General features: G+C 70.7%; 22 protein-coding genes and 1 pseudogene. 11 read left to right on the top strand and 12 right to left on the bottom strand.

All coding sequences use genetic code 11. From position 1 onward, the window contains the following. Nucleotides 1-176 precede the first annotated feature (176 nt). On the top strand, nucleotides 177-1,121 hold the full coding sequence (locus ACFW2Y_RS12750) for a PfkB family carbohydrate kinase (protein WP_384877107.1): 945 nt from the start codon (nucleotides 177-179) through the stop codon (nucleotides 1,119-1,121). Here ACFW2Y_RS12750 and ACFW2Y_RS12755 read toward each other — a convergent pair. The 3 genes from ACFW2Y_RS12755 to ACFW2Y_RS12765 form a co-directional block, all read right to left on the bottom strand. Beyond that, a complete protein-coding gene (locus ACFW2Y_RS12755) occupies nucleotides 1,099-2,388 on the bottom strand; it encodes an ATP-binding protein (protein WP_384877109.1) in 1,290 nt (429 codons plus the stop codon). The two genes, ACFW2Y_RS12750 and ACFW2Y_RS12755, sit on opposite strands and share 23 nt — an antisense overlap. Before the next feature lie 187 nt (nucleotides 2,389-2,575). Beyond that, a complete protein-coding gene (locus ACFW2Y_RS12760) occupies nucleotides 2,576-2,932 on the bottom strand; it encodes a DUF805 domain-containing protein (RefSeq protein ID WP_384877111.1) in 357 nt (118 codons plus the stop codon). A 211-nt stretch (nucleotides 2,933-3,143) separates the two neighbouring features. Next, the gene (locus ACFW2Y_RS12765) at nucleotides 3,144-3,503 is read right to left on the bottom strand and encodes an SPW repeat protein (RefSeq protein ID WP_384877113.1); all 360 of its coding nucleotides are present in this window, start codon (nucleotides 3,501-3,503) and stop codon (nucleotides 3,144-3,146) included. A 366-nt stretch (nucleotides 3,504-3,869) separates the two neighbouring features. Between ACFW2Y_RS12765 and ACFW2Y_RS12770 the strand changes: the two genes are divergently transcribed. The 4 genes and pseudogenes from ACFW2Y_RS12770 to ACFW2Y_RS12785 form a co-directional block, all read left to right on the top strand. Then, complete coding sequence (locus tag ACFW2Y_RS12770) at nucleotides 3,870-4,241, top strand: cupin domain-containing protein (protein ID WP_384877115.1); 372 nt, start codon at nucleotides 3,870-3,872, stop codon at nucleotides 4,239-4,241. 204 nt (nucleotides 4,242-4,445) lie between these two features. After that, nucleotides 4,446-5,054, top strand: a complete 609-nt coding sequence (locus ACFW2Y_RS12775) for an NADPH-dependent F420 reductase (protein ID WP_384877117.1) — start codon at nucleotides 4,446-4,448, stop codon at nucleotides 5,052-5,054. 248 nt (nucleotides 5,055-5,302) lie between these two features. Beyond that, nucleotides 5,303-5,941: a flavin reductase family protein gene (locus ACFW2Y_RS12780; protein WP_384877119.1), complete on the top strand. Its 639-nt coding sequence runs from the start codon at nucleotides 5,303-5,305 to the stop codon at nucleotides 5,939-5,941. 444 nt (nucleotides 5,942-6,385) lie between these two features. After that, nucleotides 6,386-6,475: pseudogene (locus tag ACFW2Y_RS12785) on the top strand (flavin reductase); the annotation flags it as partial. Here the strand turns inward: ACFW2Y_RS12785 and ACFW2Y_RS12790 are convergent. From ACFW2Y_RS12790 to ACFW2Y_RS12800, 3 genes are all read right to left on the bottom strand, one after another. After that, nucleotides 6,465-7,064 (bottom strand): hypothetical protein, encoded by a 600-nt coding sequence (locus ACFW2Y_RS12790; protein ID WP_384877121.1) that lies wholly within the window; start codon nucleotides 7,062-7,064, stop codon nucleotides 6,465-6,467. The pseudogene ACFW2Y_RS12785 and the gene ACFW2Y_RS12790 sit on opposite strands and share 11 nt — an antisense overlap. Before the next feature lie 45 nt (nucleotides 7,065-7,109). Continuing rightward, on the bottom strand, nucleotides 7,110-7,799 hold the full coding sequence (locus ACFW2Y_RS12795) for a recombinase family protein (RefSeq protein ID WP_384877123.1): 690 nt from the start codon (nucleotides 7,797-7,799) through the stop codon (nucleotides 7,110-7,112). A gap of 169 nt (nucleotides 7,800-7,968) precedes the next feature. Continuing rightward, on the bottom strand, nucleotides 7,969-8,499 hold the full coding sequence (locus tag ACFW2Y_RS12800) for an ArsR/SmtB family transcription factor (RefSeq protein ID WP_384877125.1): 531 nt from the start codon (nucleotides 8,497-8,499) through the stop codon (nucleotides 7,969-7,971). Nucleotides 8,500-8,604: 105 nt separating this feature from the next. Here ACFW2Y_RS12800 and ACFW2Y_RS12805 point away from each other — a divergent pair, with 105 nt between their 5' ends. Then, nucleotides 8,605-9,861, top strand: coding sequence for an MFS transporter (locus ACFW2Y_RS12805; protein WP_384877127.1), 1,257 nt, complete (start codon nucleotides 8,605-8,607; stop codon nucleotides 9,859-9,861). A gap of 3 nt (nucleotides 9,862-9,864) precedes the next feature. Beyond that, entirely contained in the window at nucleotides 9,865-10,419 is a 555-nt protein-coding gene (locus tag ACFW2Y_RS12810) for a GNAT family N-acetyltransferase (RefSeq protein WP_384877128.1), read from the top strand. 85 nt (nucleotides 10,420-10,504) lie between these two features. Here the strand turns inward: ACFW2Y_RS12810 and ACFW2Y_RS12815 are convergent, their stop codons facing one another. From ACFW2Y_RS12815 to ACFW2Y_RS12825, 3 genes are all read right to left on the bottom strand, one after another. Next, entirely contained in the window at nucleotides 10,505-13,549 is a 3,045-nt protein-coding gene (locus ACFW2Y_RS12815) for a Tn3 family transposase (RefSeq protein WP_384877130.1), read from the bottom strand. 42 nt (nucleotides 13,550-13,591) lie between these two features. Continuing rightward, nucleotides 13,592-13,996 (bottom strand): hypothetical protein, encoded by a 405-nt coding sequence (locus tag ACFW2Y_RS12820; protein ID WP_384877131.1) that lies wholly within the window; start codon nucleotides 13,994-13,996, stop codon nucleotides 13,592-13,594. 204 nt (nucleotides 13,997-14,200) lie between these two features. Continuing rightward, complete coding sequence (locus tag ACFW2Y_RS12825) at nucleotides 14,201-14,566, bottom strand: hypothetical protein (RefSeq protein WP_384877133.1); 366 nt, start codon at nucleotides 14,564-14,566, stop codon at nucleotides 14,201-14,203. A gap of 201 nt (nucleotides 14,567-14,767) precedes the next feature. Between ACFW2Y_RS12825 and ACFW2Y_RS12830 the strand changes: the two genes are divergently transcribed. After that, nucleotides 14,768-16,204 (top strand): carboxylesterase/lipase family protein, encoded by a 1,437-nt coding sequence (locus ACFW2Y_RS12830; protein WP_384877135.1) that lies wholly within the window; start codon nucleotides 14,768-14,770, stop codon nucleotides 16,202-16,204. Nucleotides 16,205-16,423: 219 nt separating this feature from the next. Next, nucleotides 16,424-17,116: an RraA family protein gene (locus ACFW2Y_RS12835; protein ID WP_384877137.1), complete on the top strand. Its 693-nt coding sequence runs from the start codon at nucleotides 16,424-16,426 to the stop codon at nucleotides 17,114-17,116. 44 nt (nucleotides 17,117-17,160) lie between these two features. On the opposite strand, the gene ACFW2Y_RS12840 is transcribed toward ACFW2Y_RS12835, so the two are convergent. From ACFW2Y_RS12840 to ACFW2Y_RS12850, 3 genes are all read right to left on the bottom strand, one after another. Further along, nucleotides 17,161-17,598, bottom strand: a complete 438-nt coding sequence (locus tag ACFW2Y_RS12840) for an OsmC family protein (protein ID WP_384877139.1) — start codon at nucleotides 17,596-17,598, stop codon at nucleotides 17,161-17,163. A gap of 94 nt (nucleotides 17,599-17,692) precedes the next feature. Beyond that, entirely contained in the window at nucleotides 17,693-18,376 is a 684-nt protein-coding gene (locus ACFW2Y_RS12845) for a class I SAM-dependent methyltransferase (protein WP_384877141.1), read from the bottom strand. Next, on the bottom strand, nucleotides 18,373-18,681 hold the full coding sequence (locus ACFW2Y_RS12850; protein ID WP_384877143.1) for a class I SAM-dependent methyltransferase: 309 nt from the start codon (nucleotides 18,679-18,681) through the stop codon (nucleotides 18,373-18,375). Before ACFW2Y_RS12850 ends, ACFW2Y_RS12845 begins: the two co-directional genes overlap by 4 nt. Before the next feature lie 125 nt (nucleotides 18,682-18,806). On the opposite strand from ACFW2Y_RS12850, the gene ACFW2Y_RS12855 reads away from it, so the two are divergent. Both ACFW2Y_RS12855 and ACFW2Y_RS12860 read left to right on the top strand, forming a co-directional pair. Further along, entirely contained in the window at nucleotides 18,807-21,221 is a 2,415-nt protein-coding gene (locus ACFW2Y_RS12855; RefSeq protein WP_384877145.1) for a molybdopterin cofactor-binding domain-containing protein, read from the top strand. A gap of 14 nt (nucleotides 21,222-21,235) precedes the next feature. After that, the gene (locus ACFW2Y_RS12860) at nucleotides 21,236-21,715 is read left to right on the top strand and encodes a (2Fe-2S)-binding protein (RefSeq protein WP_384877147.1); all 480 of its coding nucleotides are present in this window, start codon (nucleotides 21,236-21,238) and stop codon (nucleotides 21,713-21,715) included. The last annotated feature ends 42 nt before the right edge of the window (nucleotides 21,716-21,757 follow it).

A 21,757-nucleotide genomic window follows, 5' to 3' on the forward strand; every position in this document is an offset into this window, starting at 1 on the left:
CGGCGCGGCAGCGCGTACGATCTGCGGACCGCCGACCGGGGGCGGGGCCAGGGGTCCCTGCGGGAAGCGGGACCATCGACCTCGAACCCGTCACCCGGGCCGACGGACGCGTCCGCTTCGCCGTCCGCGGCGGCCGGGTCGGCCACCAGGACCCCCACACCGAGGAGCTCCGAGCCATGTCCTTCCTGGTGATCGGCGAATGCGTCGCCGACGTCGTCCGTGTTCCGGCCGGCTCCGGCGCCGGCGACCGGGTCCACCCGGGCGGCAGCCCCGCCAACGTCGCCTACGGCCTGGCCCGTCTCGGCCGGGACGTCACCCTGCTCACCCAACTCGCTGCCGACCCCGCCGGACGGCTGATCGCGGACCACCTGGAGGGGGCGGGGGTCCGCATCGAGATCGGAGGGCGCCCCGAGCGCACCCCCTCGGCCGTCGTCGGATTGGACGTGCACGGACGGGCCACGTACTCCTTCGACTTCGCCTGGACCCTGGAGGCCGGCACGACGGCCGAGGAGCGGCCGTCCCATGTGCACATCGGCTCCGTCGCCGCCGTCACCGCTCCCGGTGCGGCCGTGGTCCTGGCCGAGGTCGAGCGGCTGCGGCATCGCGCCACGGTCAGCTACGACCCCAACGTGCGGCCCGGGCTGATGGGGGAGCACGGAGCGGCCGTCGCCCGCGTCGAGGGCTGCGTCGCCCGGAGCGACCTGGTGAAGGCGAGCGACGAGGATCTTGCCTGGCTGTATCCCGGAGAGGATCCGCAGACGGTCGCGGCCCGCTGGCTGGCCCTCGGTCCGGCCGTCGTACTGGTGACCCTGGGCGCGGCCGGCTCGTTCGCGCTCACCCGGCACCACCCCCGTGCGGTCGTCGTCGAGGCACCCGTGGTCACCGTCGTCGACACGGTCGGTGCGGGCGATTCCTTCATGTCCGCCGTTCTCGACGCCCTCGTCGGGTGGGGGAGGGCGGCCCTCGACGGACTCGGTCCCGAGGCTCTCGTCGATCTGTTGCAGAGGGCCGGTGCAGCGGCGGCCGTCACCGTGGCCCGGGCCGGCGCACAACCGCCCGACCGGTCCGAACTGGACGCGGCGAGGAAGGAGCACGCCGTCAGGTCCGGGCGTGCGTCGTGATGTCCGAGGCGAACTGTTCGATCATTTCCGGCGTGACCGTCGGCCGGCACGCGGCGATGGCCTCCAGGTAGTCCGTGGTGTTCGCGCCGGGCGTCGGATTCTCGCCGCCACGAGGTCCGACCGCCACCAGGTCCCGCTCGAAGGACGCCTGGGCGGCGACGCGGGCCGCGTGCTCGATGTCGGCGGGGGTGAACAGCTCGCTTGCGAGGACCAGTTCGTCGATGTCGACGTTCGCGCGCCCGTCCGCGTAGCGGGACCAGATCGCCGCCCGCGCCGCCTTGTCCGGGGTGCCGACCGGAATGAGGTAGTCGAACCTGCCGGGGCGGAGGAAGGCCGGATCGAGGGAGCGGATCGAGTTGGTCGCGCAGACGAGCAGCCGTTCGTCCCGTTCGCGGAAGCCGGGTATCAGCTTGAGGAGTTCATTGGTGACCCCGTGCATGCCACCGGACCGAGCGGGTTCGGAGCGGACCGGCGCGATCTCCTCCACCTCGTCGATGAAGACGAGCACCCGCTCCAGCTCGCCGATCCGTGCGAACGCGGACCGCAGGGCGGCGGCGAGGTTCCCCTCGTTGGCGAGCCGGGACGGCAGGATCTCCACGAAGGGCCAGCCGAGTCGGGAGGCGATGCCGCGTGCGAAGGTGGTCTTTCCGGTGCCGGGCGGGCCGAACAGACAGACCGCGCGCGGTGGTCGCACCCCGTGCCGGGTGGCCCGCTCCGGCTCGGCGAGCGGCAGTACCACCCGCCGCTCGATGAGGTCCTTCTCCCGTTCCATTCCGGCGACCTTCGCCCACAGGTCGCCGGGGAGCAGCCGGCCGCCCAGGTCGTCGAGGAGCCCGGCGGCGGGCCCGTGCAGGGGCTCGACCTTCTCGAAATAAGCGACGGCGGGCTGGCGGGTGTACCCGGCGTTCAGCAGGCCCTCGCCGAGGAGTTCCTCCTCCGGCAGTACGTAAGCGATCCGCCCGACGCGGGCGGCGACCAGTCGCCGTTCCAACTCCACGAGCAGGGCGCTGGCCAGACCGCGGCCCCGCCAGGCCGAGGAGATCGCGACCCGCATCACCCAGGCCCGCTCGCCGGAGACACAGGCCAGTGCCGCCCCGATGGGGGCGCCCTGGTGGACGGCGACCACGGCCGGCTGGCCGTTGGTGAGGGCGCCGATGCACTCGGCGAGCGAGAAGACGGACTCCTGCCCGAGCTCGGCGGTGGTGTCGATCAGATGGACGACGGCGGCGAGATCGCTCTCGCGGTAGTCGTGGATGTGCCAGTTCACCGGTGGTACCGCCCCTCGTTCGTGCTGTTGCGGCGAGGCTAGGCGGGGCGGCGGGAGCGGGTCGTGCGCCATCGCGCACAAGGGGGCGCGGGCAAACGCTCCGTACCGGCTCTATGCGACTGCCCCCTTCAGCGCGAAACCCCCGGAAGAAGAACTTCCGGGGGCTCCGGCGAAGGACTGCGGACCGTCAGTAGGCCGGGGCCAGCTTCGGGTTCGGGCCGTGGGCGTTCTGCTGCTGCTCGCCCTCGGAGGCCAGGAAGACGATCAGGATGATCAGGCCCACCAGCGGGATCAGGCCGATGAGGAGCCACCAGCCGGAGCGCCCGGTGTCGTGCAGACGGCGGATGGACACGCCGAGGCCCGGGAGGAAGACGGCCAGTGCGTAGACGCCGTAGAGCAGCGGGGAGGTCCCGATCGCCGAGTCGATGAGCGAGATGACGAGCGCGGCGATCAAGTTGAACAGGAAGTACATCCAGAATTCCTTGCGGCGCGCCCGGCCGCTGAACACCGCGTACTTCTTGAGAACGTCGAGGTACCAGTTCATTCCGTCCCCCCGAGCACTGGGTTGCGAGCGGGATCCCGTCCCTGTGGAGCAAGCTCTACCCAGAACTGATGTGGCCGAAAGAGTGCGGGGCAATTCGTTACCGGGTGGTTGCCGTTCGCCCGTGGAGCGCGGTGAACGGCGGCACCTCCGGGGGTGGAGGTGCCGCCGTTCCGAGAGAGGATCAGCAGGTCTGGGGGAGATGTTCAGGGTGTCACGTCCTCCGCTTGCTCATGAGGAGCCCGCCCGCCGTCAGGGAGAAGAGGCAGACGCAGGCGCCGGTGATGACATTGCTGAGGATCATGCCGGTGTCCGGATTCCGCGAGACCACCCACGGCGAGACGATCAGCCACGCACCCAACAGCAGGACGACGAAGTTCAGGTCCTGCGACCGTTCGGGAGCCATCGACATGCACAGGCCGAGTACGGCGAGGGAGATGCCGACGATCAGGTTGCTGATGGCGAGTTCCGGACGGGCGGCGGAGAAGTGGACCGTCCAAGCAGAGATCGCGGTGTACACGCCGGCGAGGATCACGAGCTCCTCGACGGCCGTGACACCTCGGGTCTGGAGCATGCGGGTGTATCGGTCCCGCATTTCCGACGCGTCGGGGTGTCCCGTGATATCACCGTGACGGTGAGAGACGTCGGCCATGTGACTCGCCTCCTTCTGGCGTCGTGCGTGTCAGGCCGCTCGGCGACTTTCGTGTCGCGGCTCCATTGTGCGCTTATCTGGCCTTTATGTGTAGGTCTACCCCATAAGTGATGTGCACAGAAAAGGAGGTGCAGATCTGGGGGGTTCGGGCAAAGGTGCATGCCGTCCCAGGAATTCCTTGCACGGGTGGACCGCCACCCGTGTGAACGTGTGCGGCTGGCGCCGAAGCCCCGGCGTAGCCTGGAGGCGGACTCGGGGAGCGAACTTTTCCACCGCCGGGAGCGTGAGATGGCCGGCATCCTGCGAAAGAGTTTCGACGCCGCGGACGAGACCCGTCCCTTCGAGGAGGGCAAGGGCAGACTGGACCTGCTCACCGGTGGGAACGGCTCGGTGGGACGTGCCGTCTTCGAGCCGGGCTGGCAGTGGTCCAAGCACGTCAAGCCGATCGCCGGCACCGACAGCTGCATGGCCCGGCACATCGGGTACGTGATCAGTGGCCGGATGAAGGTGGCCATGGACGACGGGGAAACGGCGGAGTTCGGCCCGGGGGACTTCATGGAGATCGAGCCCGGGCACGACGGCTGGGTCCTCGGTGACGAACCCTGCGTGATCCTGGACTGGGCGGGCTACTCCGACTACGCCCTCCCGTCCTCCTCCTGACGGTTGCCGTCCGACCTCGCCCGAGGCGTGGTGCACCCCTTCCGGTGGCGGAAGGGTGAGCGTAGGCCCCACGCTCCCCGCCGCTGGCCAGTGCCTCGGTTCACCCCGCTCGCCTGCGGCAGTGGAGTGCGCCCCCGCCGCATGACGGTTCACCCCGCCGTCGGTCGAGAGGTGCGCACGGCGAAAGCGTGTCACGGTGGGGCCATGAACGTAGGGATCATTGGCGCCGGCCGTCTGGGCACGGCGCTGGCCGGACTCCTCGTCCGAGCCGGACACCAGGTGAAGATGGCCGGTTCCAGGGAACCGGAAAGTTTGGCGCCGCTCGTCGAGGAGCTCGGCGCGAGCGCCTCGGCCGGGACTCCCCAGGAGGCCGCCGACTTCGGAGACGTCGTCGTCCTGGCCGTCCAGTGGGACCAGAAGGAGAGCGCCGTCGCCTCGGTCTCCTCGTGGCTGGGGCGGACCCTGCTCGTTCCGGTCAACCCGCTGCGGGAGACGGTGAACGGTCTGGAGATCGCCGACACCGGAGGGCGTCCGCCCACCGAGGTCATCGCCGCCCTCGTCCCCGGTGCCATGGTGGTCAAGGGCTTCAACACCTATCTCGCCCCGACCCTCGCCGAGGACCCGGCGGTCAACGGCGGGCGTCGCATCGTCCTGCTCGCCGGCGACGACGCCGAGGCCAAGCGCAAGGTGGCCGAACTGGCCGACAGCGCGGGTTTCCAGGCCGTCGACACCGGGACCCTCGCCGAAGGTGCGCCCCTGTTCGACAGCGGTGGCCCGCTCAACGGGCTCGGCAGGGACCTCGTCGCCCTCTGACGGCAGACTGGAGCCGCCGCGCCCGGGCCGCCGCGCCCGGACGGGGCCGCTCCGGCGCCGCGTGCTAGGAGCACGTTCCGGTGATCAGCGCCGGGTTGGTCCTGTCATCGAATGATCGTTCCTCGGGTTCGAAATGCCAGGTCGTATTTCCGCCGGTGCCAGTGGCCCGCTCACGAGAGGGTCAGCGAAGGCTCGCGTTCCCGATCGCGGGCCTGTCCGTCTGACCGCTTCGCGAAAGGGCACAGCGCATGCACGTCGTCCCCGGGCTCAAGGTCCTGTACTTCGGAACTCCGGTGGTGCTGATCAGCTCACTCAACGAGGACGGCACGGCAAATCTCGCGCCGATGTCCTCGGCGTGGTGGCTGGGACAGTCCTGCATGCTCGGTCTCGGAAACAAGGCCCAGACCACCGCGAACCTGCTGCGGGAGGGCGAGTGCGTGCTCAACCTGCCCTCCTCGGCGATGGTCGGTTCCGTCGACCGGATCGCGCTCACCACCGGAAAGCAGGCCGTGCCGGACTACAAGAAGGAGCAGGGCTACCGGTACGAGCCGGACAAGTTCTCGGCAGCTCACCTGACCGAGCAGGCATCGGACCTGGTCCGGGCCCCCAGGGCCGCGGAATGTCCGGTCCAGCTGGAGTGCAAGGTGGTCTCGTTCCATCCCTTCGGCGGCCCCAAGTCGCATGCCACCGCCTTCGAGGTCGAGGTCCTTCGCGCCCATGTGGCGGAAGACCTGGTCATCCCGGGGACGCACCACGTGGACCCGCTCGGCTGGGACCCGCTGATCATGAAGTTCTGCGAGTTCTTCGGCGGCGGCCACAACGTTCACCCGTCGAAGCTCGCCGAGGGCTGGAACATGCCGCACCAGCTCCGGTCCACGGCCACCTGAGCAGGCGGCCGGCGGCGACCCACCCGTATCTCCTGGTCATGCGAGTGGGATGTCCACGGCACGCGCCACAGGGACCGGTCGTTCGAGGCCGAGCCGATGGAGCCGAATCAGACGCGGGCACGCCGCGAGGGCGGTGGGCAAGTGGTTCCGGGCGTTCGGCCCGCACCAGGTCCTGCTGCTGCCCCCGCTGCTGGACGACCGGCTGCCCGAAGACCACCCGGCCCGCTTCGTTGCCGGCCCGACGCGACCCGGCCACTCACTTGGCAGGCACGGTTCATGCGACCGAACCGGTGCCGGCGGCCACATCATCCAGCTGGCGCCGGTTGCTGAGACGCGCTCCTGGTACTCCAGTAGGATTTCTGCCGTCTGACCTGCGGGTTTCGTCGGGCGGCTGGAGTGTTGCGGTCTGCGGAGGAGTCAGGGGCGGGCTGGGGCGGGCCGCCCGTCGTCGGCACGGTCGAGGCCCTGGGTGCGGAGGGCGACGCCGCGCCGCTCCTGTTCCACCGTGGACGCTTCGGCCGCCTCAGTCCCTGACGCGCTCCTGGCGGGGCTGGTCGTCGGGCTCCAGAACGTACAGGTCCCAGGCGTCGGGGTCGCCGACCAGCACGTACAGCTTCGGGTGCTCGGGGGTCCCGAACACCTCCCAGGGGCCCAGGCTCCCCTCACAGGCGTCGACGGAGACCTCCACGCGCTGGGTCCACGACCCGTCGCCCGGATGGTGGACCCAGGTGCCGGCACCTGTGCAGGGCTGCCCCGCGTCGTGAAGGTCGTCGTCGAAGCCGAAGGCCTCGACCCCGTCGGCCGTGACCTTGCCGTCCGCCGTGAAGGTGATCCTGCCGTTGTTCCCGTCGGACCACGTCCCGGCGAGCCGTTCCGCGGTCAGCCGCGGAGGCTCGTACCCGACCCCGGCGTACAGGGCGACACCGGCGAGCGTGCCGGTGACGGCGACGCCGAGCGTCCCGTACATCGCCACCCGGCCGAACATCGCGATGCCGGACACCCACGGGCGGTCCGGCAGCACCAGCCTGCGGACGACCAGCGCCGGGACGCCGAGCGCCGCAGCGCCCGTGAACCACCCGATGAGGCCCGACGAGACGTTCTCCGGGAACCCGGCGGGCACCATCGGCTCTTGGGGAGTATCGGAGCGGAATTTAGCGGTAGCCGCTGATCACTCCGCTGACTGTGCGGGGCGGGGTAGAGCCGGCGTGCTGTCCGTCTCGCCGAGCGTGGCCCGGCCGCCTTTCAGTTCGGGTACGTACTTGTAGATCGTGTTGCGGGAGACGTCGAGGAGCTTGGCGATCGAGGTGACGGTGTTCTCCGGGCGGGTGAGCAAGTCGCGGGCGTGACGGATCTGTTCCTCGGTCATGGCCGGCGGGCGGCCGAGGCGGGCGCCACGGGCGCGGGCTGCGTCCAGGCCCTCGTTGGTGCCTTGGACGATGAGTTCGCGGATGAACTCCGCCAGGGCCGCGAACACGTGGAAGACCAGGCGCCCGCCGGGCGTGGTCGTGTCGAGCGCCTCGTGCAGCGAGGTGAAGCCGACGCCGCGCTTGCGCAGGCCGGACACGATCGCGATGAGGTCCTGGATGGAACGGCCGAGCCGGTCCAGCGACGGGACGACGAGGGTGTCGCCCGCGCGCAGGTAGTCGAGGGCCTTCCACAGTTCCTCGCGTTCGGCGTTCTTGCCGGACTTCTTGTCGGAGAAGATCCGGATGCAGCCCGCTGTGTTGAGTGCATGGATCTGCCGGTCGAGCAACTGCCCTTTGGTGGACACGCGTGCGTATCCCACGAGGCTGCCGGTCCGTACGGCCGGAACGGGTGCGAGGAGATCGGAGGTGTCGTCGTCCTGGGGTGGCTGCACCTGCCAGATCGTACAGAAAACGGTGTCCCTCAAGTTCTTGAGCACATCGACTTTCTGACACCGTTTTATGGGCATGATCCGGCGCCGATCCAGTCGCGCGTCCCCGCGTATTGATCTTGCTCATCAATCGGTCGATTCCCGAACAAGATCAAGTGGAGGGCGGTGCTCGTCACGGTTCCCGATCAGCGTCGGCATGCGGGGCCTCTTGCAATGGGAAGGTCATCAGGCTCATGCCCACGGGGATCGTTCCGGGCGCGCGGGGCGGGCGCGCGGCGTCGTGGAGTTCGGCCGCGACATCGGCGAGCCGCTGCCTGGCCGCTTCCCACACCTCCGGCGCCACCCACAGTTCCGCGTCGACCGTTACTCCCTTGCCGTCTGGAGCCCGGCGTGCGGCGCGCTGTTGAAGGGTGTGCGCCAGGGTCGCTGCCAGCATCCGGGCCCCATCGTGGCGGTCGGACAGCGGGGAGCCGTGGACGGTTCGGTAGCGGCGCTCCCGGCCTCCGCGGCGGGTGCGTTCCTCGGCCAGTTCCACCAGACCGGCGGCATCCAGGCGCCGTAGGTGCCGGCTGGCCAGGGCATGCGAGATGTCCAGCTCACGAGCGAGTTCGGCGGCGGACATCGGTCCGGGCCACATGAGCGTGAGCATCCGCAGCCGTACGGGATGGGCGAGGGCCCTCAGGACGGGGTCTGCGTCGGTCACGCCAGTCAGTAAAGCGCATGTCGCCACCACGGCACCCTACTCCCAACCATTCTGTTGGGGGTAGGGTGCCGAAGCCTGTGGAGCGAGATCATCAAGGGGGGCCGCATGGCCATGGGACTGTTCACGGTGCTGCGGGACCGCAACGCCCGTGTCTACCTGACGGGAGTGATCGTCTCCGGTTTCGGGGACTCGGCCATGCTTCTGGCCTCCGGGGTCTGGGTGAAGGAGCTAACTGGTTCCGACAGCCTGGCCGCCCTGGTGGGTTTTTGCGCCTGGGCGCCGGCCCTTGCGGGACCGTTCCTCGGCAACGTGGCCGACCGGATGCGCCGCCGCACGCTCCTGATCGCCACGAGCCTGGTGCTGGCCGCTGTCATGACGGCACCCATCGCCGTGCGCTCTCCGGAGGATGTCTGGCTGCTCTTCGCCGTGCTGACCATGGTGGGCACGGGAACCGTGCTCATGGACGCCGCTGAGACCGCGTTGATCGCCTCCGCGATACCGGGCGACATACGCGGGGACTTCAACGGCCTGTCCCGGGCCGCGATCGAGAGCACCAGCCTGCTCGGCCCTCTGATCGGCGCTGGCCTGTTCACTGTTCTGGGCGGCCCGACCGTCGCCCTGCTGAACGCGCTGTCCTTCCTGCTGGGCGCGGCCGCCTTCAGCCTGATCCGCGTGCGTGAAGCCGCGCCCGCACATCGGCCACGGCGGAACTGGACCGCCGAGACCGCCGAAGGCATTCGCTACCTGTGGCGGCACAGGACGCTGCGAGCCCTGGTCGTCGCAGGCGGTTGTGCCATGGCGGCATCAAGCCTCAGCAGTACGGCGACCTACGCACTCCTCGATACCGGGCTGCGGCAGCCCGCGGCATTCGCCGGCGTTCTCAGCTCGGTCCAAGGGCTCGGGTCGGTCATCGGCGGTCTGGCGACCGGGGCGCTCATGCGCCGCGTCCCGGCCCGCCTCCTGTCAGTGCTCGGCCTCACGCTCTTCGCCCTCGGGGCACTGGCCCGGATCACCGGCTTCCTCCCCGTGGTGGTGGCCGGCAGCCTGCTCATCGGTCTGGGCCTGCCCTGGCCACTCATCAGCGCCCTGACCACGGTCCAGAAGGAGACACCGGACGAACTGCTCGGCCGGGTGGCGGCCACCGCGAACACGCTGGTATTTGCACCGACCGGGCTCGCCATCCTCGCGGGCACAGCACTGGTGGCCACCCTGGACTACAGAGTTCAACTCCTCGCAGCCGGTGTGCTCGGCCTGACGACGGCCGTACTGCTCGCGATCACCGGCCGTCCCCGCGCCGTACCACCCGCCGGGCCGAACGCGAATCACCGGCCGCACGAAGCCGACGCCGCCAAGAAGGGATGAACGATGCAGGACGACCCGAGGGCCGAGGAGTCCCACACGCTCCTCCCCTCCCCGCAGGTAGTGGCTCTCCAGGAGTACACGCCCGCCGACCTGTGCGACATCGCCGGGGACGACCGCGATCCGTTTGAAGTCTCCACTCTGGGGCTGACCTGGCGCCCCAAGGAACAGCACTTCGGCATCAGGGCGGAGAACCGCCTGGTGGCCCATGCCGGCTGGGTCGCCGTACCCGTCTCCGTCGCCGGCACCACTTTGCGGGTGGCCGGCCTGGGGGGCGTGATCGTTGCACCGGAACTGCAAGGCCGCGGCTTGGCGAGGCTTGTCGTGTCCGCAGCTATGGCCCAGGCATCGGCACAGGGCCTGGAGTCCGGTCTCCTGTTCTGCCGCCCGGATCGTATGCCTGTCTACCGAAAGATGGGATGGACTCCTCTACCCACCGACGTCACAGTCCAACAACCCGGCGGCAACCTCACCATGCCCCTGCCGGCCATGTGGACGTCCCTTGGCGCCGCAGTGCCGTGGCCTCCTGGGGCGGTCCGCCTCCTGTCGCTGCCCATGTGACCCTGACAGGGGCACACCCAGGACCAGAACGTCCCGGCGCGAAGAGCCGTTCCGAGTTCTGCAGCCCCCGCAGGGATCCAGCGCTCTATTGCTCCTCGAAGTCCTCATCTGTGGCACGGGGGTCACGCAGGGGGCGCAGGCCCGGCTTCGACGGCCGGGTGAAGGCGTAGCGGCCGAGGAAGTTGATGTGGTCGTACTGGAGCGGGGAGAGCCGGGCGAGCAGGTCGTCGGTGACGGGGAAGCCGTCGGCGGAAAGCTGCTTGACGGCAGCGTCGATGTAGAAGCTGTTGAACAGGACCACGGCGTTGAGCGCCAGGCCCAGCGCGCCAAGCTGGTCTTCCATGCCCTCGCGGTAGTGCTGGCGCAGTTCGCCGCGCTGTCCGAAGAAGATCTTCCGGGCGAGGCGGTGGCGGGCCTCGGTGACGTTGAGCTGGGCGCCGATCATCCGCCGGTATCCCTCGTCAGAGACGAACTGGAGCAGGTGCAGGGTCTTGAAGATCCGTCCGTAGTGGGCGAACGCGTCGCCCAGTCCGGTCGGCTTGCCGTCCCGGGAGAGCATGCGGATCAGGTCGTGGCCCCGAACCTCGCCGAGGGTCAAGGAGCCCGCCACACGAAGCATGTCGCCCCAGTGGGCGCGGATCCGGTCCAGACGGATGGTGTGGTTCGAGGCCGGCTGGAGCGGCCCGTAGTCGGCGGCGGTGTTGGTCCGCCACAGCCGGGCGTCGGAGATGTCGGCGATTCTCGGGGAGAACTGGTAGCCGCAGATCGCGAACAGGCCGAAGACGATGTCGGAATACGACGCGGTGTCCGTGATGACGGTCTCCGGCTTCGGACCACCGTCGCGGGCGTGGATGGCGTCCAGGATGAACAGCGAGTCGCGCAGCGTGCCCGGCACGACCACCCCGCCCAGCCCCATCACCTGGTCGTTGACCACGTTCAGCCAGGTGGCGCCCTTGTGCCGCAGGCCGAAGTAGCGGGGATTCGAGCCCGCGTAGAGCGTCTGCACGGGGACGGTGAAACGGACGCCGTCGGCGGAGGCGACCAGGCCGCCGCCCCACGCCCGCACGACATCAATCTTCGCCTGTGCCTCGATGAACAAGCCGCTGGCCGCCGAGATGTTCTCCGCCCGGAAGTAGCCCTGATCAACCTGGACCAGGCGGCCCCGTGTGAGCGCCGGGACGTCCGGCTTGACGACTGGAGTCATCCCGACGTTGCACGCCTCGCTCAGCAGCACCGCGCACAGGCTGGTGGTGAAGCCCTCCATGCCGGAGTCAGCGCCGGAGATGTGCGTGAACGCGTCCGCCATCCCGGTCAGCTCGGCGACCTCCAGCAGCAGCTCCGGGAAGTCGACCTTCGGCAACATGCCGTTGACCAGCTGACGGAACGGCGGCATGAGCTTGGGCTCCTCGGCCTTGCCGAGCTTGGCCAGCTTCAGCTTCCCGCCCACCACCTCCAGCGCACTATTGCCCGGCAGCCCTGCGGCGACCTGGACGTACGCGGCGTGCAGGGCGGAAGCAAGTTCGGCGAGGTGTCCGGCCGGTTCGCTCTCCAGACCGAGCGCGGTGAGCACCTTCGGCTCGGCCGTTCTCCACTTCTCCCCGGCCAACAGCTTGGCACGGGGGTCGCCCCAGCGGTCGCCGTCTCTGGCGAACACGTCCCGTCGCCGCAGGGAGCGGTGCAGGTGCTCCAGGACACAGAACGAGTACGCGGCCTTGTCGACCACGCCGTGCGGCAGATTGGGATTGGCGAACACCAGCCGCCGCCACGAGCCGGTCACCAGGTCGGAGGCGACTTCCTCGGCACTGACCTTCTTGCGGCCGATCAGGTCCGGCAGCTGCTTGAGGGCCTTCACGACCGGGGCGCCGGCCTCGACCGCGCCGAAGTCGATGACCTCGACCAGGAGGCGGATGAAGCCGCGCACGGTGCCGTAGCGGGCGACCAGTTCGGCCCGCCACTCCACGTCGTCGTCCCCGTCGGTGTCCGGGACCACCGCGGCGATGGTGGCGAGCGCCTCGGCCAGCTGCTCGCGCGGCACGACCTGCTCGATCGCCGACCACGCGTCGACCACGGAGACGAGTTCGCCGGTGTCGGTCGCGGGTGGCGTCGCCATCAGCACGTCTACCGCCGCGGCGACCTTCTTCGCGGCCTTGCGCAACTGAGGCAGGGCCCTGAGCTTGGCGTCGTTGCACATCCGCTCGGCCTTCGCGAGCAGTTTGGTGGCCATCAGCGCGTGCAGCAGGTCGAGCGCGTCGTCGACCGTCGCGGTCTCCAGGTGCCGCACGGTCGCCAGCAGGGTGGCGGTCTGCCGGGTCACCTCCAGCCGCTTGAGCGTCGGCGCCTTCGAGGTCAGACCGTAGCGGGCCAGCCCGGTCATCCGAGCGGCCGGCACCCGCCCGGCGTCGACTGCGCCGGCACCCAAGCCCCGCACCTCACGGGCGCGGTCCAGGGCCAGCTGCATGGCCTTGCCCGACACCTTCATCGGGCCCAGCCGCAACCGCTCCAGCTCCGACACCCGCTTCTTCTCGGGTACTTCGAGCAACCGGACCATCTCGGTGCGCAGATCGTACGGCACCGCCTCGTACAGCGCGGCGTGCAGCCGGTCGTTCTCCTCCTGGCGGACCGCGGCCACCATCCGGGCCAGCGTCGTGACCCCGGGCAGCAGCACCCGGTTGTTCACCAGCCACACCACCGCCCGGTCGAACAACGCGCGCGGCCCCTCCAGCGACGACCACACCCGCGCCGCCAGAAACTCCCGCAGCTCCTCCTCGCCCGCGGCAAACTCCCGGTAGTCGTACTCGTCCCGGATCTCCCACGCATGCTCGTACGCCGTCTGCGAGCGCGCCCCGTACTCGGCGAAGTGCTCGTCATCGATCCCGAGCTGCTCGGCGACGAATCGCACCACGGAGGCCGGGACCGCCGTGGGGTCCTCGGTCAGGAAGGTGCCGAGCATCCGCACCGTGCCCCATTGCACCGCCCATCCCAACCGCGTCGCCGGACGGCGCTTTGCCCACGCCAGACCCAGGGCCTTGGTGTCCAGGCGGAAGAACTGTTCCAGCTCGCCGGGCGACAGCTCCGTGGCGAACCGCCCATAGCGGGTCTCTTGCTCGACAGACAGGTACTCAACAGGCATGCCGAGGAACGTACGGCCCGCTGACCAGCCAAAACAGGCACGTCACTGAACCGGAATCAAGATCGCCCCGCTACCGCTAATTTCCGTTCCGATACTCCCCGAGGGCACCATCGACGCCGAGACGAGCCCCGGCAGGGTTCCGCCGCCGGCCGCCAGGAGCGGGATCCACCACCAGACGTCACGCCCCGAGACCGTGCGGCCGAGCCATCCGGCGAGGGCCACGAGCGGCATCACCACGGCGACCGACAGCAGCACGGCGCCGATCGCCCCGGCCGCCACTCCGATCAATCCCATGACGAACAGGAAGAGGATGTTGAACAGGTTGTAGCCGAGGGCCGGGACCTCCTGGGTCTCCGTCCACACGTAGAACACGATCGACCCGATCACGGCCTCGAAGAACAGCACCGAGACCGACGCCGTGAACGCCGAGCCGAACCGGTCTCTCACCCGCACCGGCGTCTGCGCTCGGGGCGGAACCCGTGTCTGCCACGGGGCCCCTGCCTGCACCTGATCCCGCATTTCTGAACGCATTCGAATCCCCTCCGCCGTGCATCATCCTTCATGCGCGGCGGAGCTGTGCCCCTGGGGTCGCCCAGCACTCCAGCTGCCCGGTGAAACCCGCAGGTCAGACATCAAACTCCGGCCGGATTACTAGCCGTAGGCGTCCGTCACGCAGTCGGTGCCGCAGTGCCCGTGTTCGAAGCGACGGCGGAGTGCCGCTGCTGCCTGGCGGCGTTCGACCCCGGTGTGTCCGTACCGCTCCTCGGTCATGCGCATCACCGCCTCGACGGTGACGATCGCCGGTTCGCCCTCGCCCGCGGACCTGCGGGCCGCCGCGATCACCTGGTCGGCCGCCCGTTGGAGGTCGCGGGCGTACTCGTGCTCGGCGAAGGAGCGTGCCCGTGAAGCGGCGAACGGTCGTACGGCCCGGCCCTTCCAGGTCACTCCGGCCGTCATCAGGCCCACGCCGAGCAGGGCGACGAACACCCCCACCAAGGCATCGGGGCCCCACTTCACTGCCGGTCGCCTCCCCCTCGAACCGATGGGTCCGGTACGCGGCCCGAGTCTAGCGGTCGGCGTGCTCCGGTCGGTCCCGTGTCCGAACGGTGTCCGGAAGCGGAGTGGGCCCATGGATCCACGTACTTTATTGACACGTGTAAGTGCACGATGGAAGGCTTCCCCTCCGGCCCCGTGTCCGCGCAGAAGGAGCAGCCCCCCATGAGCACCATCGTCACCACAGCCCGAGGGCCCGTCCGCGGCGAGCGCCGTGCCGACGGCAGCATGCGCTTCCTGGGAATCCCGTACGCACAGCCGCCGGTGAGCGAGCTCCGGTTCGCTGCCCCGGTGCCGCCGGAGCCGTGGTCGGAACCGCTGGACGCGACGGAGTACGGGCCGACGGCGCAGCGACGTCCCTTCGCGGAGGTGACGACGATCCCGGAGCCGTCGATCCCCGGTGCCGGGGTGCTGAACCTGAACGTGTTCACTCCGACGCCGGAACCGGAAGCGGCTCTGCCCGTCATGGTGTGGATCCACGGCGGGGGGTACGTGGCGGGTTCGGCGGCCAGTCCGTGGTACGACGGAGCGGCATTCAACCGCGACGGAGTGGTGCTGGTCTCGGTGGGGTACCGGCTGGGGATCGAAGGGTTCCTGCACCTGGAGGGTGCCCCGGACAACCGGGGGGTGCGGGACTGGATCGCGGCCCTGGAGTGGGTGCGGGACAACATCGCGGCCTTCGGCGGCGATCCGGCCAAGGTGACCATCGCCGGCCAGTCGGCGGGCGGCGGCGCCGTGCAGATCCTGCTCACCGTCCCGTCGGCGCAAGGGCTCTTCCGCGGCGCCATCTCCGCCTCCGGCGCGGTCGTGCGCCCGGACGGTCCCGAGGTCGCCCGGGCGGCGGCCCGATTGCTGACGTCCCGCACCGGGGTCCCCGCCACCGCCGCCGCCCTCCGCGACCTCACCGACCAGGAGCTCCTCGACCTCCAGCACCGCATGTCGGAACCCGGCCCCGACCTCGCGGGCCTGCCGCCGATGCTGCCCCTCGCACCCTTCGCCGACGGCGAGCTGATTCCCGTTCCGGTCCTGGAGGCCCTGACGGCTGGCGGGGCGGGAGCCGAGGTCCCGCTGATGCTCGGTTTCACCGAGGACGAGTTCACGATGTTCCCCCCGCCCGACGGCGTGCCGCTGCCCGTCCTCCTCGGCGGCCTCGGTCTCGACCCGGCCGGGACCGCCGCCTTCGTCAAGGAGTACGAAGCAGCGGGAGCGGACCGGCTCTTCGGTCAGGCGCTCACGGACACGATCTTCAGGGCCCCGAACCTTGCCGTCGCGGACGCCCGTGCCGCCCGTGAACACCCCACGTGGTTCTATGAGTTCCGTTGGTGCTCGCCGGCAGCAGGCCAGGCCTTCCACTGCCTGGACCTGCCCTTCGCCTTCGACCACCTCGACGCCGAAGGGGTCGTGGCCATCGCCGGGAACGAGCCGCCGCGTGCCCTCGCCGACGCCCTCCACCGCGCCTGGGTCGCCTTCGTCAGGGACCAGGACCCGGGCGCCGACTGGCCGCGCTACACCGCGGGGGAGCGCATCACGAAGATCTGGGACGCGGAGCCCCGGACCGCCGAGGACCCCCTGCGCGCGATCCGTGCACTCCAGCTCCCCTGAGTCCTCCGGTTGCCCCGGGAACCGTTCGACGCCCGTGGACCGGACGGGCCCCGCCCGCTCCTGAGCGGGGGAGCCTCACGCCGTGGCACGCGCCCCGGCCCGGGCCCGAAGCGCGCCCGGTGCGTCATCCGCCCGCCCCGTCAACGAATCGGCGCCCGGCCCGATGGCCTAGCATCGCGCGCAGCCCACCGCACCCGCTTCGGACGGATCGGAACGCCCATGACGAAGGACCTCGTCGACCTCTCCACGCCGCTGATCGCCGACGCCTGTCTGCGGCTCGGGGAACCGCTGCGTGCCGCGCCCGCCGGGATCGTTCCCGTCGTGGCGGGGAGTCGGGTCGCGGGCCGGGTGCTGCCCGTGCGTCACTACGGCAGCGTCGACGTCTTCTTGGAGGCCCTCATCGACGCCCGTCCCGGAGACGTCCTGGTCATCGACAACGCGGGCCGTCGCGACGAGGCGTGCATCGGTGACCTCGCCGTCCTGGAGGCCCGTGCGGCGGGAGTGGGCGGTGTCGTGGTCTGGGGACTGCACCGGGACACCCCGGACCTGATCGGGATCGGACTCCCCGTCTTCTCGTACGGACGCCACGCGCCCGGCCCCGTGCGCCTCGACGAGCGGGACCCGGACGCGCTGACCACCGCACGGTTCGGTGACCACCAGGTGACCACCGCCGACCTCGTGTTCGGTGACGACGACGGCGTGGTCTTCGTGGCGGCCGACCGCGCCGATGCCGTCCTGGAAGTGGCCGGGGCACTCTTCCGCACGGAGCGGGAGCAGGCCCGGCTGATCCGGGCGGGGGAGACCCTACGGACGCAGACCCGCTTCGACGAGTACCTCGTGCGCCGGGCCGAGGACCCCTCCTTCACCTTCCGCCAGCATCTGCGCCGGATCGGCGGAGCGATCGAGGAGTGACCGGGGAGTGACCGAGGAGTGCTCCCGCCGGCGGGCCGGGCGGCTCAGCCTTCGAAACCGACGGTGCCGTCCGGCAGGATCGCCTCCACCCGGGCGCCGTGCTCCACGGTCCGGCTCACCGTGCAGAACTTCTCGTGCGTCAGGCGCACCCCGCGGGCGAACACCTGGGCGGCCTTCGGGTTGTTGTCCGGCAGCTCGAACTCGTAACTGACCCGGATCCGGCCCAACCGGCCGGGCTCCTCCGGGTCCGACACCGCCTCCACCACGATCGCCAGGTCTTCGTGGTCCACGGCCCGGGCGGTCCGGTCGATGACGAGGCCGCCGCACCCTCCCATCGCCGCGAGCAGCAGTTCCACCGGGGTGAAGGAAGGCTGGGCGTCCGCGTCGTCGGCGGCGGCCATCAAGACCTCCGCGCCCCGGTCGTTGCGGGCGGTCCACTTCCGGTATCCGGTGCGGACGGTCTCGATCCGGTAGTCGGCCATGGCGGCGGAGCTCCTTCGTCGGCGTGCGTGTTCTCGTACGGTACGCGCCGGGAAGGCGCGGCCCGTGGCCGGTCGCCCCGTGCCGTGCGCACCGTCAGCTGAGTAGCACGGTACGGAGGGACTGAGTACGCCGACCGATGCGGTGACGACCGTCCGCCGGTGGAATGGGGCCATGCCCTTCGACGCCCGGCGCATCCGCCCCCTCCGCCACGTGGCCGCCACCGGAACGGCCCTCGCGGTGGCCCTCGGCCCCGTGGTGCTCGGCGCCCTGCTCGCCAGGTCGGTCGGTGGGGATCCGATGGCCTCCGTGAACGCTCTGATCGCGGGGGGCGGTCAGCGCGCCCGGATCTCGCGCGCCCAGCTCCGCTCGGGCGCCGGCCTCCGGCCCGGTGCGCGTCCGCGGGGCGGCGGCCCCACGAGGAGACCCGACTCGGCCACGCGCCTTCCGTGCCAGGAGGAAGGCCGGCGGGGTCTTCTCCGCGGGGTCCGGCTCCCGCACCAGGCGCGCCGACTCGACCGGGTCCGCCGACGCCAACAGGCCCGCGACGCGGTCGGGTGACCGGCGGTACACGTCGAGGCCGCCCCCGTGGCCGTACGCCTGCTCAAGCCGTACCCGCTCGTCGCCCACCTCGAAGGCCACCAGCGCGTACCCGCCCGGCGCCACGACCCTGTGGAACTCCCGGAACGAAGCGATGGGTTCACCTTCCGGCATGTGCACCGTCGAGTACCAGGCGAGCACCCCGCCGAGGGAACCGCCGGGCAGGTCGAGCGCGCTCATGGAGCCCACGTCGAAGCGCAGTTCCGGGTGGGTGTCCGGGCGACCGCGGTCATCCCCGGTGACAGGTCCACACCGAAGGCCTCGGCGCCGAGACGCCTCGGACGGGAGGTCACCCGGCCCGTACCGCATCCGAGGCCGGCGATCGTGCGGGGGCCGCCCGCGGCCTCCACCCCCTCCACCCAACCGGCGAGCACCGCCCGGCCCAGCGGCGTCCGCGCCAACTGGTCGGAGGGCAGACGCTCGTGGTCGACGGCGACGGTGTCGTACGAGCGACGGGTGGCGGTGAGGTACGCGGCTTCGGCCATGGGCGGCACCCCACGGCCCCGGTGTCCGGCGAACCGGCCCCGGAAGCAGCCGCCATGAGCGATGATCGTCGTCTCCGGGGCCTCCGGCGGCAGCGGGGCGGGCCCATGGCGAAGGGGCACACCGAATGGCGAGGCGGGACTCCACAGGGGACGGCCACCACACGAGTGGCACGGACGGAGCCGGCCCTCCCGTCCGGCACACCGGGCACGCCCCCGACACCGGGCACGCCCCCGACACCGGGCACGCCCCCGACATCGGACGCCGGCGGTTCCTCGGTTACGTGCTCGCCGCACCCACCCTCACCGTCGCCGCCCGGATCGGAGGAGAGGCCCTCGCACCGCAGGAGGCCGCGGCCCTGGTCCCCTCACCGCCGGGGCCGGCCGAACTCCTCGACCTCAACGAGCTGCTCACCGTTGCCGCCCTGCCCACCAGCAACCTCATCTCCGTCCGCGTCGACGCCGACGGCACGGCCCGCTTCGCCCTCCCGCGCGCCGAGGTCGGCCAGGGCATCACCACCTCCAGCGCCATGATCCTCGCCGAGGAACTCGACCTGCCCCTCGACAGGGTGAGGGTCACCCTGGCCGACGCCCGTCCCGAACTGCTCTTCAACCAGCTCACCGGCAGCTCCAACACCACCCACTCCACCTACACGCCCATCCGGGTCGCCGCCGCCCTCGCCCGGGCCCGACTGCTCCACGCCGCCTCCCTCGTCCTAGGCGAGGCCGTCGACACCCTCACCACCAAGGCCGGCGCCGTGGTCTCCCCGACCGGCACGGTGCTCGGCTACGGGGAACTGGCTGCGCGAGCCGCGGCCGTCACCGACACGGCGGTGGAGGTGACCCTCAAGGACCCCGGCGGCTTCCGGGTGATCGGCACCGGACAGCGACGGGTGGACGCCCTCGAAGCGGTCACGGGGCGGAAGCGGTTCGCCATGGACCTCCAGGTGCCGGACGCGCTGCCCACCATGGTCTGCCGTCCGCCCACCATCAACGGCACGGTCCGCTCCGTGACCAATCTCGCCGAGGTCCGGGCGATGCCCGGCATCACCGACGTCGTCACCGTCTCCACCGGTGTCGCCGTCCGCGGCCGGACCTTCGGCCAGTGCATCGACGCCGTCCGTGTCCTTAGGGTCGACTGGGGCCCGGGAACCGTCGAGGGGGCCTCGGACGCCACCGTCCTGGGGGAGCTCCATCGGGCCGAGCTCCCCCTGGTGGTGCCGCCGCTGCCGTTGCTCACCAAGGCCGTGGACGCCCGCTTCACCTTTCACTTCGCCAGCAACGCCGCCCTGGAGACCAACTGTGCGATCGCCGACGTACGGGCGGACTCGGCGGAGATCTGGTCCTCCCTGAAGTCCCCGATCGTCGCCCAGGAGCAGATCGCCCTCGCCCTGGGGCTGCCACCCGCCGCCGTCCGCGTCCACGTGACCGAGGGCGGTGGTTCCTTCGGCCGACGGCTGTTCTCCGACGCGGCTCGTGAAGCCGCAGAGATCTCGCGGGCCCTCGGCAAGCCCGTGAAGCTGATGTGGCACCGCAGCGACGACTTCCGCCAGGGCCGTACGCACCCGATGTCCACGTCGAGGGTGCGGGCCACGTACTCGCTCGGCGAGGTCCTCACCTACGAACAGCGCCACACCTCCGTGGCCACGGACTTCGGACACGGCATCGGCGAGGTGCTGACGGCGGAGGCGGCCCGACTGCCCGTCGCCGACCTCACCTTCTCCGAGACGATGTTCCAGCTCACCCAGGTCAGCCCCTACCACCTCGGCGTCACCACCCAGCTCCTCGCCGAGACCGACACGGGCTTCAACACCGGCTCCATGCGGAACATCTACTCGCCCAACGTCCGCTGTGCCCAGGAGCTCGTCATGGACGAACTGGCCCGGCGGACGGGGCAGGACGGTTACGAGATGCGACGGCGGCTCCTGAAGGACGCGCGCACCCGCGCCGTCCTCGACAGGGTCGCCGAGGCGGGCGCGTGGGGCCGGAGCATGCCGGCCGGCACGGCCCAGGGCCTCGCCGTCCACACCGAGTACCATTCCGCCCTCGCGGTCCTCGCCGAGATCGACTGCCGGCCCGGGACCGTCGGCCGGAAGGTTCCCGACGCCTACACCGGGCCGCGCGTGACGAAGGTGGTCTGTGCCGTCGACGTCGGCCTCGCCGTCAACCCGCGCGGTCTGGAGGCCCAGATGATGGGGGGCATCGCCGACGGCATCGCCCTCGCCCTGACCTCAGGACTCCACCTGCGCGACGGGGCCTTCCTGGAGGCCAGTTGGGACCAGTACTTCTACACCCGGCAGTGGAACGACCCGCCCGAGCTGGAGGTCATCGTGATGCCTCCGAGCAGCGACGAGCCGGGCGGCGCGGGGGAGCTCGCCGTCGCCGGTGCCATGGCCGCCGTCGCGTGCGCCTACGGCCGGGCGACCGGCACGATGCCGACGGTCTTCCCCGTCAACCACGAGGAGCCGCTCGCCTTCACGCCTCTGCCACTCGTTCCGCCCGTTCCGGCCTCGCCCACCGACGGCCGCACCCGCACCGTCTGAGACCTGGAGCCCCCGTGCCGCAGCACACCTTCATCCTGAACGGCAAGGCCGTCACCGCCGACGTCGAGGGAGACGTCCGGCTCCTCTGGGTCCTCAGGGACGTCCTCGGAGTCACCGGACCCAAGTACGGTTGCGGGGTCGGCGTGTGCCGGGCCTGTACGAGTCACCTCAACGGCAGGGCCTTCACGCCCTGCGCCGTGCGCGTCGGGGACGTGGCCCCCACGGACGAGATCACCACCATCGAGGGGCTCGCGGACACCGTGGCCAGCGAACTCCACCCGATGCAGGAGGCATGGCTCGATCTGGACGTCGCCCAGTGCGGCTACTGCCAGCCGGGTCAGATCATGGCTGCGGTGTCGGCGGTGCACCGGGCCAGAGAGGCCGGCCGCGAAGTCACCGAGGCCGATCTGGACGTGCTCCGGAACATCTGCCGGTGCGGCACCTACCACCGCATCCGGCAGGCCGTCCTGGAGGGCGCCCGCCGGATGGAGTGACGGACGGCTCCGCCGCCGTGCCCCCACTCGGTTGCGCATCAC

It is taken from the genome of Streptomyces sp. NPDC058877 (assembly GCF_042742855.1).
In the GTDB taxonomy this organism is placed as follows: Bacteria; Actinomycetota; Actinomycetes; order Streptomycetales; family Streptomycetaceae; genus Streptomyces.